12 protein-coding genes are annotated in these 12,948 nt (G+C 39.5%); 7 read left to right on the top strand and 5 right to left on the bottom strand.

Annotated elements, in window-relative coordinates:
- Nucleotides 1–210 precede the first annotated feature (210 nt).
- Complete coding sequence (gene brnQ, locus KO529_RS09250; RefSeq protein WP_215947623.1) at nucleotides 211–1,512, top strand: branched-chain amino acid transport system II carrier protein; 1,302 nt, start codon at nucleotides 211–213, stop codon at nucleotides 1,510–1,512.
- Between the two features lie 55 nt (nucleotides 1,513–1,567).
- Here brnQ and KO529_RS09245 read toward each other — a convergent pair whose 3' ends face one another.
- Nucleotides 1,568–2,866 carry an aminopeptidase P family protein gene (locus tag KO529_RS09245; protein WP_215947622.1) on the bottom strand — a complete coding sequence of 433 codons (1,299 nt, stop codon included), beginning with the start codon at nucleotides 2,864–2,866 and terminating at the stop codon, nucleotides 1,568–1,570.
- A gap of 190 nt (nucleotides 2,867–3,056) precedes the next feature.
- On the opposite strand from KO529_RS09245, the gene KO529_RS09240 reads away from it, so the two are divergent.
- Nucleotides 3,057–4,778: a M28 family peptidase gene (locus KO529_RS09240; protein WP_215947621.1), complete on the top strand. Its 1,722-nt coding sequence runs from the start codon at nucleotides 3,057–3,059 to the stop codon at nucleotides 4,776–4,778.
- A 69-nt stretch (nucleotides 4,779–4,847) separates the two neighbouring features.
- On the opposite strand, the gene KO529_RS09235 is transcribed toward KO529_RS09240, so the two are convergent.
- Entirely contained in the window at nucleotides 4,848–5,213 is a 366-nt protein-coding gene (locus KO529_RS09235; protein WP_215947620.1) for a hypothetical protein, read from the bottom strand.
- 377 nt (nucleotides 5,214–5,590) lie between these two features.
- Here KO529_RS09235 and KO529_RS09230 point away from each other — a divergent pair, with 377 nt between their 5' ends.
- The 5 genes from KO529_RS09230 (at nucleotide 5,591) to KO529_RS09210 (ending at nucleotide 10,880) form a co-directional block, all read left to right on the top strand.
- The gene (locus KO529_RS09230; RefSeq protein WP_215947619.1) at nucleotides 5,591–6,268 is read left to right on the top strand and encodes a succinate dehydrogenase cytochrome b subunit; all 678 of its coding nucleotides are present in this window, start codon (nucleotides 5,591–5,593) and stop codon (nucleotides 6,266–6,268) included.
- A gap of 12 nt (nucleotides 6,269–6,280) precedes the next feature.
- A complete protein-coding gene (locus KO529_RS09225) occupies nucleotides 6,281–8,296 on the top strand; it encodes a fumarate reductase/succinate dehydrogenase flavoprotein subunit (protein ID WP_215947618.1) in 2,016 nt (671 codons plus the stop codon).
- Nucleotides 8,297–8,368: 72 nt separating this feature from the next.
- A complete protein-coding gene (locus tag KO529_RS09220; RefSeq protein ID WP_215947617.1) occupies nucleotides 8,369–9,115 on the top strand; it encodes a succinate dehydrogenase/fumarate reductase iron-sulfur subunit in 747 nt (248 codons plus the stop codon).
- 103 nt (nucleotides 9,116–9,218) lie between these two features.
- Nucleotides 9,219–9,692, top strand: a complete 474-nt coding sequence (locus KO529_RS09215) for a very short patch repair endonuclease (protein ID WP_215947616.1) — start codon at nucleotides 9,219–9,221, stop codon at nucleotides 9,690–9,692.
- A gap of 30 nt (nucleotides 9,693–9,722) precedes the next feature.
- Nucleotides 9,723–10,880, top strand: coding sequence for a methionine aminotransferase (locus KO529_RS09210; RefSeq protein WP_215947615.1), 1,158 nt, complete (start codon nucleotides 9,723–9,725; stop codon nucleotides 10,878–10,880).
- Between the two features lie 10 nt (nucleotides 10,881–10,890).
- On the opposite strand, the gene KO529_RS09205 is transcribed toward KO529_RS09210, so the two are convergent.
- From KO529_RS09205 to KO529_RS09195, 3 genes are all read right to left on the bottom strand, one after another.
- Entirely contained in the window at nucleotides 10,891–11,460 is a 570-nt protein-coding gene (locus tag KO529_RS09205) for a GNAT family N-acetyltransferase (protein ID WP_252734359.1), read from the bottom strand.
- A gap of 419 nt (nucleotides 11,461–11,879) precedes the next feature.
- On the bottom strand, nucleotides 11,880–12,533 hold the full coding sequence (locus KO529_RS09200) for a CoA transferase subunit B (protein WP_215947614.1): 654 nt from the start codon (nucleotides 12,531–12,533) through the stop codon (nucleotides 11,880–11,882).
- 20 nt (nucleotides 12,534–12,553) lie between these two features.
- The gene (locus tag KO529_RS09195; RefSeq protein ID WP_215947613.1) at nucleotides 12,554–12,919 is read right to left on the bottom strand and encodes a four helix bundle protein; all 366 of its coding nucleotides are present in this window, start codon (nucleotides 12,917–12,919) and stop codon (nucleotides 12,554–12,556) included.
- Nucleotides 12,920–12,948 lie beyond the last annotated feature (29 nt).

Here is a 12,948-nt window from a genome sequence, read left to right as displayed (position 1 = left end):
ATTAAACTTTAGGTTATCAGGTGAAAGCACTTATTAAATGACTTTCAGATAATTAACGCCAACACCCTTTCATTTATTGAGTACAACCTGTTTTTTTTTCGTTTTTTTTTAGCAAAATTTGATTTTTTCGACCAACTGCACTTATTGGGTGATTATATACCCATTTAAACTAAACGGTTTTTAAACTATCTTTCGCCAAAATTGCCTTAAATGCCCAATACTAAGGATACCCTTGTCACCTCCTTTGCATTATTCTCCTTATTTTTTGGGGCAGGAAATTTAATTCTCCCACCCCTATTGGGGTTTCAGTCCGGAAATTGGTGGTGGCTGGTAGCATTGGGGTTTGCAATGTCTGCGGTCTTAGTGCCCATATTGGGAATTTTGGCCCACGCCAAATTACAGGGTACCATTTATGATTTTGGAAAAAAGGTCTCGCCAAATTTTAGTCTTGTCTATTCTTTATTGATCTATGCAATTTCGATAAGCTTGCCCTCGCCACGTACTGCCGCCGTAACCCATGAAATAGCAGTGCAACCGTTTTTCAATACTCCTGCCCTACTTAGCAGTATCGTCTACTTTACTTTAGTTTTTATTTTTGTCATAAATCGATCTAAATTATTGGACATATTGGGTAAATTTCTTACCCCTGCCATCATATTGATTTTGGTTTTGATAATCGTTACAAGCCTTTTTACGCTTGACTTCAATTTTGGGACCACCGATATTACCAGTCCGTTCAGCGATGGCATTTTGGAAGGCTATCAAACATTTGATGCTATTGGGGCCATTGTAGTTGGCGGTGTCATCATTGTCTCCATTAATTTAAAGCAGAACACATCCTTTGAAGACAAAAAAACTTTGGTCCGTAATGCTGGCTGGCTGGCTGGTTTGACCCTCTTTATAATTTACTCGGGCCTTATCCTTACCGGGGCCCTGAACCATCTTAATTTTGAATTGAATATCACCAGAATAGAATTACTTGCCGGAATAAGCAAACAAAGCCTGGGCAATAACGCCAATATTTTCCTGAGCATTTTAGTAAGTCTGGCCTGTTTTACCACTGCCGTAGGCATTGTTACAGGAACCGCTGATTTTATCAAGGACCGACTCCCTAAATACAAACATGCCTATCTGCTAACCGCAATAATTGGTTGCCTACTAGGGATTGCCATGGGACAATTTAATGTGGCCTATATTATTACGGTAGCTTTTCCGGCACTTATGTTTATATATCCTATAACTATAATATTAATCCTCCTGAATGTAATGCCGGAAAAATGGGCTTCACCTATGGTTTTTAAGTCTGTAGTAATCACCACCATTATTTTCAGTATTCCTGATTTTATGGGGAGTTTAGGAGACCTTGTTCCCCAAATGGGAATCTTCACATGGATCCCCCTAAGCGACTACCGTCTGGGATGGGTAATACCCGGTTTGGTAGCTTTTGTGGTTTCGAATCTTATAAGTGAATACCTATCTCCCAAGGGGCATAGCCAAAAAGAAAGTTTTTAAAAATAAAAAAGAGCTGGCTTATGCCAGCTCTTTCATATATAATTATAGTAACGACTTAAGAATTAACATTCATCAATTCTTCAATCTCTTCAACCTCAATAGGAATATTGGCCATAAGGTTAAAGGGAGCCCCTTTTTCTTGGATAACCACATCATCTTCCAATCTGATACCCATATTTTCCTCCGGAATATAAATTCCGGGCTCCACAGTATAGACCATATTGGCCACCATAGGCGTTTTTAATGCGCCGTAATCGTGGGTATTTAATCCAATATGATGGCTGGTGCCGTGCATAAAGTACTTTTTATAGGCCGGCCAATCTTTATCCTCATTTTGCACATCGGCCTTATCCAGCAAGCCCAATCCCAATAACTCGGATGTCATTAATTTACCTACTTCCTTATGGTATTCCCCCCACATGGTCCCGGGCACCAACATGGCCGTGGCGTCATTCTTTACCCGTAGCACTGCTTCATAAACCGCTTTCTGCCTAGGGGTAAACCTGCCGTTTACTGGAATGGTACGCGTAAGGTCACTGGAATAATTGGCGTATTCTGCCGCAACATCCATCAATAACATATCCCCGTCCTTACATTCGCGGTTATTTTCTATATAGTGCAATACATTGGCATTATTGCCAGATGCTATAATAGGGGTATAGGCAAAGCCCTTGGACCTATTACGGATAAATTCGTGCAACAACTCCGCTTCAATCTCATATTCCATAACCCCAGGTTTTACAAAACCCAATAGGCGCCTGAATCCCTTTTCGGTAATATTACAGGCCGTCTGCATGATGGCAATTTCCTCCGGCTCCTTCACCCCCCTAATTTCCTGTAATATAGGACTGCTTTTGGCCCATAGGTGCGCAGGATAATCTTGTTTGCATTTTAATATAAACCTATCTTCCCTTGTTTGGGTCTCCACGGCCTGGCGGTAATGCTCGTTGGTATTAAAGTATACCGTTTCCACTTCGGTCATAAGATCATAAAAGATCTTATCAAAATCTGTCAACCAATAAATGGTTTCGATCCCAGATACTTCCGTAGCTTTTTCTTTGGTTAATTTTTCTCCTTCCCAGACTGCAATATGTGCATTGGTTTCCCTTACGAACAAGACCTCTCTATGCTTTTTCTCATGAGCATCCGGGAACAACAACAAAATGGTCTCCTCTTGATCCGCACCACTTAAATAAAACAAATCCCTATTCTGTTCAAAAGGCATGGTACTATCGGCTCCCATGGGATACAGGTCATTGGAATTAAAAACGGCAATACTCTTTGGCTTCATCCGGGCCATAAATTTCTTGCGGTTCTTTACAAACAAGTTGTTATCTATTTGCTGATATTTCATTTTTCTGCTTTTGTCGTCAAATTTAATAAATAGGAAACGCTTTACCCCCCACAAAGCGTTAAATGATTTTTAAAACCACTCCTTTCCAACCATCGAAACTTTAAAATACCATACCTTCGTCCCTAGATTTTATATAATAAAAGTGTGGTGTATTATGCCCTATAAAGTCCCTAAAATATTGTCTATAGTTATGACTAAAAATCTAGTTCTTTTATTGATAAGTGCGGTTACCCTAAGCTGGGCACAAACAAAAAATTCTGCAGTTACTACAGACGATTATTTAGATATCCTCAGGAACAACCTTAGCGGGGAACAGGCCTATGAAACCACCGCATTCATAGAACAATTTTGGCGAGTGGTAGGCAATGAAGGTTTTAATAAGAGCATCCAAAAAGTGGCAGAATCCTTGAAAGCCGCAGGTTATGTCTTGGAGGAAAACGCATCCAAAACAGATCGGTTTACCTACAGATTGGAAAAAAGGCCCTTGCAACATCCCACTTGGGAAATTGTAGATGCAAACGTTACCCTGATTGGGGAAAATAACCCATTGCTATCCTACACCTCCAATAGGAACATGGTCTATTTAAATTCAATATCGACTCCGAGTAATGGAACAACTGCAGAAGTTATTTATGTTAAGGACATAAATGATCTTCAAAGCATTTCTGTAAAAGGAAAAATTATTTTTACGGAAACACAGGCTACCGAAATTTATAAGGAAGGGGTTTTAAAAAAAGGTGCTTTGGGTATGGTCACCTATGATAATCCCGACTATTTGAACCCTGAAAAAAATGTAAATTCCATTCAATTCCGAAGCTTGAAATTCGATCCCAAAAACACTTGGGGCATTGCCCTTTCCTATAGGGCCAAAGAAAGGCTAAAGGCGGCATTGGAAAAAGGAAAAGTATATGCCAAGGTAAATATTTCCAGCAAAATCTATCCTTCCGAAGAACTAACATTGGTTGCCGATATAAAGGGCTCCGAAATGCCAGAAGAACGCCTAGTGTTCAGCGCCCATATACAGGAACCTGGTGCCAACGATAATGCCAGTGGAGTGGGCGCCCAATTGGAAATGGCCACAGTAGCTGCCAAATTAATCAGAAATGAAAGTATTGATGCACAGCGTACCATGACCTTTATTTGGGGTGATGAAATTATATCTACAAAAAGATACCTTCAAGAAAATGAAAAAAGGGCCAAGGGCATAAAATGGGGGCTAAGCTTGGATATGGTCGGAGAAAACACGGCTATTACAGGGGGCTCGTTTTTAATTGAAAAAATGCCGGACCCAAGTGCCATATGGACCAGGGGGAAAGACAAACATACAGAATGGGGCGGCAATCTGCTTACCATGGAGGATATGAAGCCCCATTACCTAAATGACTATATGATCCATAATTTTTTGAAGCAGGGGAAGGTTGCCCATTGGGAAGTAAATACCAATCCTTATGAAGGTGGTAGTGACCATACCCCATTTTTGGACAACAATATACCCGGATTATTATTTTGGCATTTTACAGATCAGTTTTATCATACCGATAACGATAGATTGGATAAGGTCTCCCAAGAAACACTTAAAAATGTAAGCATTGCAGCCTTGGCAAGTGCCCTAACCTTAGTAAATGGTGATTCTTATTCAGCAATGGATATCGTTAAAATAGTACGGGATGCGGCAACAAATCGCCTTTCTGAGGAATTTCTGCTCAGTGAAAAATCCATCAAAGCCGGAAACCTCTTGGAAAGTGAGATAGATATAATAAAAGCTTGGGAAGATTGGTATTTAAAGGCCATTGCATCTACAACAGACTTGGCCTCCCCGGAAAATACGGTAATTTTGGATAAAGCCATTTTAGAGGCCCAGGCTACAATTGAGTCCCAATCAAAAATGTTTGTCGCAGAATTGGAAAAATAAGCTTGCTGGGATATTTCTAGGCATCATAAAAAAATTCTAATCGTCCATCACCATTAACTCTTAATGCCACTAGGTTAGTTGATCTAAATTCACCTTAATCATCCAGCACCAGAGCAATGCCGCCCATAACCAAAGTATAAGTAAGTATGCACCTACAAGCAGCACTTTGGATTGGGTTATTTTTTGGATGTAGTACCAGGCCACCGCGCCAAACACAAAACCAAAGGACCATAACATGCCCACCATAATAACACTGGGCCACACCCAATCGCCACTCCAATCATTTAGAGTGGGATAAGAGGCAAACAGGAAAGAAACCGGGTAATACAACAAACCTCCCAAAGCACCCATACTTACAAGGCCCAATATTGCCGTTATAAAAAAAGCAATTAAAGAGAATTTAATATTTAAAGACCAGTTCTTCCAGAATACCATCCAGTTATCCCAATTTATAATTCGGTTAGTTTCTAACGTTTGGAAACCAATAAAAGTATGGACGAACCAATGGGAATCAAATATTTTAACAAGAAAAAACCTTCAAAATAAACAACAATTGTTTGAGATTTTACATCAGCACTTTTCTACAAACCAGCATTTTATATGCGGTAAATAAAAAGTCATCTAAAAAGATTGCTCAAGGAAAACATTTCCTTTACCCAACTATTTTTGAAGTTGGATGAAAAAAGATTTATAGTATTTCCTCAATAAAATTGTGGATTTCTTTAAATTGGTTCTAAATACTGTACATAAATTCAACAAAATTTGTTGGTAACTCGTTTGTGGAGTAAATTTGTAATCAAAACAAATAACTAATGAGTGGATTTTTAAACTCTTCTATAGGCAGAAAGTACACCATGGCCCTTTCCGCCTTTTTCTTAATGATCTTTATACTTCAACATTTTGCCATTAATATCCTGTCTGTTCTTAGTCCGGATACTTTTAATGAAACCTCACATTTTATGGGCACCAATGCCTTGGTACAATACGGGCTGCAACCTGTACTGCTTTTTGGGGTTGTCTATCATTTTGTTATGGGGTTTGTATTGGAAATAAAGAATAAAAATGCCCGTGCCATAAAGTATGCCAAAAACAACGGTGCTGCCAATTCCACTTGGATGAGCAGAAATATGATATGGAGCGGTGGCTTCATCCTTGTTTTCTTGATCATACATTTCGTGGATTTCTGGTTTCCTGAAATAAACACAAAATATATTCAAGGAGACATGTCCGGCCTACTAGCCGATGGGGAGGGTTACCGTTATTACGAAGAACTGGTCCATAAATTTGAGCCTATTTGGAGGGTTGCCCTTTATTGTATAGGTTTTATTTTTCTTTCATTGCACCTACTTCACGGCTTTAGTTCAGCATTTCAGTCTGTTGGTGCCAACAATAAATATGTAAAAGGGTTAAAAGGATTTGGAAAGGCTTACGCTGTTTTAATTCCGTTAGGATTTATTTTCATTGCACTTTTTCACCATTTTAACCATTAATAATACAATTCTATGTCTGTATTGGATTCTAAAATACCAAAAGGCCCATTAAAGGATAAATGGACTACCTATAAGGATAAAATAAACTTGGTAAATCCTGCGAATAAGCGAAACATCGACGTTATTGTTGTTGGTACTGGCCTTGCAGGAGGTTCTGCCGCTGCAACCTTGGCCGAGCTAGGTTATAGGGTCAAAGCATTCTGCTATCAGGATTCCCCGCGTAGGGCGCATTCCATTGCTGCCCAAGGGGGTATTAATGCCGCAAAAAACTATCAAGGGGATGGGGATTCTACCTATCGCTTGTTTTACGATACTGTAAAAGGTGGGGATTACCGTTCACGTGAGGCCAACGTATATCGTTTGGCAGAGGTTTCGGCCAATATCATTGATCAATGTGTAGCACAAGGGGTACCTTTTGCTCGGGATTATGGTGGATTATTGGACAACCGTTCTTTTGGTGGTGTTTTGGTTTCCCGTACGTTTTACGCTAAAGGACAAACAGGACAACAATTATTGTTAGGGGCATATTCTGCCATGAACAGACAGATTGCCCGTGGGAAAATAGAAATGTACAACAGGCACGAAATGCTGGATGTTGTAAAGGTTAATGGCAAGGCTCGTGGTATTATAGCCCGTAACTTGGTTACCGGGGAAATAGAGCGCCATTCCGCACACGCCGTAGTAATTGCATCCGGGGGTTATGGAAATGTATATTTCCTCTCTACAAATGCCATGGGATCTAACGCCACAGCAGCATGGAAAATACATAAAAAGGGTGCCTTTTTCGCCAACCCTTGTTATACCCAAATTCACCCAACCTGTATCCCACGCTCGGGAGACTATCAGTCCAAATTGACCTTAATGTCCGAATCATTAAGAAATGATGGACGTATTTGGGTCCCTAAAAATATGGAAGATGTATTGGCCATTAGGGAAGGCAAATTAAAACCTACCCAGTTGAGCGAGGATCAAAGGGATTACTATCTAGAAAGAAGATATCCCGCCTTTGGAAACTTGGTGCCACGTGACGTGGCTTCCAGAGCAGCGAAAGAAAGATGTGATGCCGGATATGGTGTCAACGCCACTGGGGAAGCCGTATATCTGGATTTTAAGTCCGCTATAGAAAGATACGGTTTGGAACAGGCTAAAATTCACGGAATACAAAATGCGTCCAAAGAAAAAATTACAGCACTGGGCGAAGCAGTAGTAGAAGAAAAATATGGAAACCTATTTCAGATGTACGAGAAAATCGTAGATGAAAATCCATATAAGACCCCAATGATGATCTATCCTGCAACCCACTATACCATGGGCGGAGTTTGGGTAGATTACAACCTAATGACTACCGTAGAAGGATTGTATTGTATTGGAGAGGCAAATTTCTCCGATCATGGTGCCAACCGTTTGGGAGCATCTGCATTAATGCAAGGCTTGGCCGATGGTTATTTTGTGTTGCCGTACACTATAGGTGATTACCTTTCCCATGAAATTAGGACAGGTAAAATTCCAACAGACTCTCCCGAATTTGACGCAGCGGAAAAAGAAGTAACCGAAAGGATTAATTTCTTTGTCAATAATAAAGGAACGCATTCAGTAGATTATTTCCATAAACGTTTAGGTAAAGTTATGTGGGACAAATGTGGTATGTCCCGTAACGCTCAAGGCCTCAAGGAAGCCATTGCAGAAATTAAGGCTATTCGTGAAGAGTTCTATAAGGAAGTAAAAGTCCCTGGTTCCGCCAATGAGATGAATCCGGAATTGGAGAAAGCAGGAAGAGTGGCAGATTTCTTGGAATTGGGAGAATTGTTTGCCAAAGATGCCTTAATGCGCGAGGAATCCTGTGGTGGACATTTCCGTGAGGAGTCGGTAGAAATCGATGGAGAGCAAAAAGGGGAAGCAAAACGTAACGATAAGGACTATGCGTTCGTAGCTGCCTGGGAATACAAAGGGGAACCTTCGGATGCCGTTTTGCACAAAGAGCAATTGGAATTTAAGGATATAGAATTAAAACAAAGAAGTTATAAATAAATAGTATTGAGATATTAGAAGTGAGATATTAGAAATCTCACTACTTAGTACTCATTACTCAATACTTAAGATATGAATCTTACATTAAAAATTTGGAGACAGAAAGGACCACAGGACAAAGGTAAAATGGTCGATTATAAAGTGACTGAGATTTCAGAACACATGTCTTTCTTGGAAATGATGGATGTTTTAAACGAACAGCTAACCAATAAAGGGGAAGAGCCTGTTGCTTTTGACCATGACTGTCGCGAAGGTATTTGCGGTATGTGCTCTATGTACATCAATGGGGAAGCCCATGGCCCGGATAGGGGGGTTACCACATGTCAGTTGCATATGAGAATGTTCAAGGATGGTGATACCATTACCATTGAACCGTTTAGGGCAAAAGCCTTTCCGGTTATCAAGGATTTGGTCGTAGACCGCAGTTCATTTGATCGTATTCAACAGGCTGGTGGTTATATATCGGTCAACACCTCTGGAAATACCCAAGACGCCAATGCCATTCCAATAGATAAGCATTCGGCCGATACCGCCATGGATGCCGCTACCTGTATTGGTTGTGGCGCCTGCGTAGCAAGTTGTAAAAATTCCTCTGCCATGTTATTTGTTGGGGCCAAAGTATCCCAATACGCATTACTTCCGCAAGGACGGGTTGAGGCTACGGACAGAGTGAAAAATATGGTTGCTCAAATGGATTTGGAAGGATTTGGAAACTGTACCAATACAGGTGCTTGTGAGGTAGAATGTCCGAAAGGAATTTCCCTGGAAAACATTGCCCGTATGAACAGGGAGTTTTTCAGTGCCAGCATAAAAGGATAGTACGGATTACAATATAATTTATAATCTAAAGAAACAGACCCCATCCCTTTTCAGGAATGGGGTTTTTGTTTATTCATATTTTAAAAATCAAGTATCTTTAAGTATGAACAAGGAATATAAGGAAGAACGGATAATAGTTCCGCGTTTTAATGAAGAGTCCGGTTTTTATACCACTCCGGAACGCTCCAAGATGATGGGAAAGATCCGTGGCAAAAACACTATACCCGAATTGAAATTTAGAAAGGCTCTATGGGCCGAAGGATATCGGTATAGAATTGACTACAAGAGGTTGATAGGCAAACCCGATATAGTCCTAAAAAAATACAAAACCGTTATTTTTATAGATGGGGAATACTGGCATGGTTATAACTGGAAAGAAAGGAAACAAAAAATTAAAACAAACAAAGAGTTCTGGATTCCAAAAATTGAACGTAATATTCAACGGGATAAGGAAGTGAACCAAGAGCTACAACAATTGGGCTATACCGTTTTCAGATTTTGGGAGAGGGAAATTAAGAAAGAATTGGATCAATGTCTAGATCAGGTAATTCAGCATTTACAAACGCAGCAATCCTAATCTACCTATAACAAATTAAAACGCTCTCAAATGCCCAAATATAGCCACAAAATATTCTCTAAGCTTCCCAATGTAAAAACTACGATTTTTACCACCATGGGGCTATTGGCGCAAAAACACAACGCCATAAATCTATCACAGGGCTTCCCGAATTTTGAGCCCGATCCTTCCTTGATAGATTTGGTAACACAGGCCATGAAACAGGGCTACAATCAATATGCCCCTATGGCAGGTGTCCTGGAACTTCGCGAAAAAATTGCAGAAAAAATTGAACAACTCTATGGTAGACACTACAATCCGGACAGCGAAATAACCGTGACCATAGGTGCCACACAGGCCATTTTTACCATCATTACGGCATTTATAAGCCATGGTGATGAGGTTGTAGTCATTAAGCCTGCATACGACTGTTATGAGCCCGCCATTGAAGTCAATGGGGGCATTCCAGTATTTGTACAACTAAACAATATCGATTTTAAGGTGGACTGGGAAGAATTCCGTTCCAAGATTACCTCTAAAACCAAAATGGTCATAATTAACACCCCTCACAATCCTAGTGGCACCATATTCTCCAAAGAAGATATGCTTCAATTACAGCAAAGTCTTGAAAAAACAGATATAATTGTCATTAGCGATGAAGTATACGAACATATTGTTTTTGATGACCTTGAGCATGAAAGCGCTTCAAAATTCGACGACCTCGCCACCCGCACCTTTGTCTGTGGTTCCTTCGGAAAAACCTTTCATATAACCGGCTGGAAAATGGGATATTGTGCAGGCCCGTCCGAACTAATGCACGAATTTCGTAAAACCCATCAGTTTAATGTATTTAGTGCTGACCATGCCGTTCAAAAAGCTTTGGCCACCTATTTAAAGGAACCAGAACACTATCTTAGTCTCAACAAGTTTTATCAGGATAAGCGCGATCTTTTTCTTTCCGGATTAAGCAATTCTAGATTTAAAATACATCCCAGCCAAGGAACCTATTTTCAATTGGTGGATTTTAGTGACATTACCCTTGAACTGGATGAAGTATTTGCGGAACGTCTGGTAAAGGAATTCCAAATAGCCAGTATTCCTATTTCCGGGTTCAATACTATGGGGATTGATAATCACTTAATGCGATTCTGTTTCGCGAAGACCAACGAAACTTTGGAAAAGGCCACAGCAATTCTATGCAAGCTTTAATATATAGGGTTTATATCGACAATCCCTCCTGAAGGTCCAACCGCATCAACCAATCCGTTTGCTCATCATTACCAATAAAATAAGGATGGCTACCAAACTTATAGAACCCCAATCTTTGATAAAATTTAATGGCCTTAGGATTGTGCTCCCAAACACCAAGCCACAAATAAAACCTATTTTTGGTTTTTGCAATGGATATTACCTGCCGTAGTATCCACTCCCCAATTCCTTGACCTTGAAATTCTGCCAGAACGTAGATCCGTTCCAACTCTATGGAATCAATATCCTTAATATCCGATTGGGCTTCCTTTTCGTTTAATTTTATGTATCCCACTAAACTGGAATCCTCATAAATAAAATAAAAGGATGAATTAATATCCTTGAGTTCCTTCAAAAGCGTTTCCTCGCCAAAAGCGGAATCCAGGTATTCCTTAAAATCCTCCGGCTTATTGTCCTTTTCAAAAGCCTCTATAAAGGTCCTTCTGCCTAGATTAACCAAAACCCCCAAATCGGTAACGGAGCATGGCCTCAAATGTACTTTCATTGCTTTGCTTTCCTCCTTAAAAATACGACTTTTCATTTGTTCCAAAACAAAAAAGGGAGCAATACTATAAAGTATGCTCCCTTTGTAAACTATTGATTTATGCTATAGCATAAATAATTTTTTTGTCAATCTTACAATGCCTGTGAAAAAGTCATTTCGATAAACTTGAATTTCTTTTTGAGTGCGGGTGTGGTTAATTTGGGCTTCCATAATAATTTAGGTTTAGTAGTTGTTAAATTTGGGGTTTAACTTCTGTTATTAATTGCAATATAATTCAGATAAACGCAACATTTAAAAAATTGTTGTGAAACATACAGTAATTGTTGTATGCATATAAAAATAGTTATTTTGATCGATATATACCCTTTCCAAAATGTTAAATAGAGACTGTTCATTTAAGAGTATTATAAAATAAAAATTCAATAAAATATGATACACTTAATTGAACATACCCGTTAAATATCCATCTCTGGGATATCGCCTTCTACTATTAAATTCCCTTCAGTAGCCTTCACTATCTCATCAACGCTAACACCAGGCGCCCTTTCCAACAATTTAAATCCCTTGGGAGTCACATCCAGTACGGCCAAATTGGTCACAATCTTTTTTACACACCCAACTCCGGTTAATGGCAAAGTGCATTTCTTTAACAACTTGGATTCGCCTGCCCTATTGGTATGCATCATGGCAACAATGATGTTCTCAGCAGAAGCCACCAGATCCATGGCCCCACCCATTCCCTTGACCATTTTTCCCGGAATTTTCCAATTGGCAATATCACCATTCTCAGAAACCTCCATGGCTCCCAAAATGGTAAGGTCTACATGTTGGCCACGAATCATCCCAAAGCTCGTTACAGAGTCGAAAAACGAGGCTCCTGGCAGTGTTGTGATGGTCTGTTTGCCTGCATTGATTATATCGGCATCCTCTTCCCCTTCAAAAGGAAAAGGCCCCATTCCCAACACCCCGTTTTCACTTTGAAATTCCACACTGATATCATCCCTGACAAAATTGGCCACCAAAGTAGGTATCCCTATTCCCAGGTTTACATAATATCCGTCCTTTACTTCCTTTGCAATGCGTTTTGCTATTCCGTTTTTATCCAACATAATGTTGATTTGATAATTAGTTAATTTGATGATTTGGCACGTTTACTTGTGCCTATAATTTTCGAAATAATTCGAATAATAGATTCCAACTCTGAAAAAAGGGCTTCTTGCGGATTTGGATAGTATCTTGATGCTTGGCAAAGTTCTATCCAATATAAAGTTTCATCAGCCTCTTTAGCTGCAATTTTAAACTTATGAATAAAATCGGCAGAACTTTCTCCATTCTGAGCCTCCCATGTATTTGCTCCAATAGAAGTTCCACTTTTAAACAATTGAGAAGCCATTTCGTACTTATTTATAGTTCTCAATTCTTCACAATATTCAATAATTTGTAAGGAAAAATCGAAAGTTTTCTTAACTATTAAATTCTCCTTATCATTCCTCATATTATCAAATTTTCAAATCAGATAATTTT

Source organism: Arenibacter algicola, from assembly GCF_018860365.1.
GTDB lineage: Bacteria > Bacteroidota > Bacteroidia > Flavobacteriales > Flavobacteriaceae > Arenibacter > Arenibacter algicola_B.
The sequence above is the reverse complement of the archived record's forward strand: the minus strand, read 5'-3'. Positions and strand labels throughout refer to the sequence as shown.

Bases quoted from the DNA above. Each gene is read 5' to 3' on its own strand.
- KO529_RS09210 (WP_215947615.1), top strand. From the start codon at position 9,723: ATGCCCAAATATAGCCACAAAATATTCTCTAAGCTTCCCAATGTAAAA.
- KO529_RS09205 (WP_252734359.1), bottom strand. From the start codon at position 11,460: ATGAAAAGTCGTATTTTTAAGGAGGAAAGCAAAGCAATGAAAGTACAT.
- brnQ (WP_215947623.1), top strand. From the start codon at position 211: ATGCCCAATACTAAGGATACCCTTGTCACCTCCTTTGCATTATTCTCC.
- KO529_RS09220 (WP_215947617.1), top strand. From the start codon at position 8,369: ATGAATCTTACATTAAAAATTTGGAGACAGAAAGGACCACAGGACAAA.
- KO529_RS09195 (WP_215947613.1), bottom strand. From the start codon at position 12,919: ATGAGGAATGATAAGGAGAATTTAATAGTTAAGAAAACTTTCGATTTT.
- KO529_RS09200 (WP_215947614.1), bottom strand. From the start codon at position 12,533: ATGTTGGATAAAAACGGAATAGCAAAACGCATTGCAAAGGAAGTAAAG.
- KO529_RS09215 (WP_215947616.1), top strand. From the start codon at position 9,219: ATGAACAAGGAATATAAGGAAGAACGGATAATAGTTCCGCGTTTTAAT.
- KO529_RS09245 (WP_215947622.1), bottom strand. From the start codon at position 2,866: ATGAAATATCAGCAAATAGATAACAACTTGTTTGTAAAGAACCGCAAG.
- KO529_RS09225 (WP_215947618.1), top strand. From the start codon at position 6,281: ATGTCTGTATTGGATTCTAAAATACCAAAAGGCCCATTAAAGGATAAA.
- KO529_RS09240 (WP_215947621.1), top strand. From the start codon at position 3,057: ATGACTAAAAATCTAGTTCTTTTATTGATAAGTGCGGTTACCCTAAGC.
- KO529_RS09230 (WP_215947619.1), top strand. From the start codon at position 5,591: ATGAGTGGATTTTTAAACTCTTCTATAGGCAGAAAGTACACCATGGCC.
- KO529_RS09235 (WP_215947620.1), bottom strand. From the start codon at position 5,213: ATGGTATTCTGGAAGAACTGGTCTTTAAATATTAAATTCTCTTTAATT.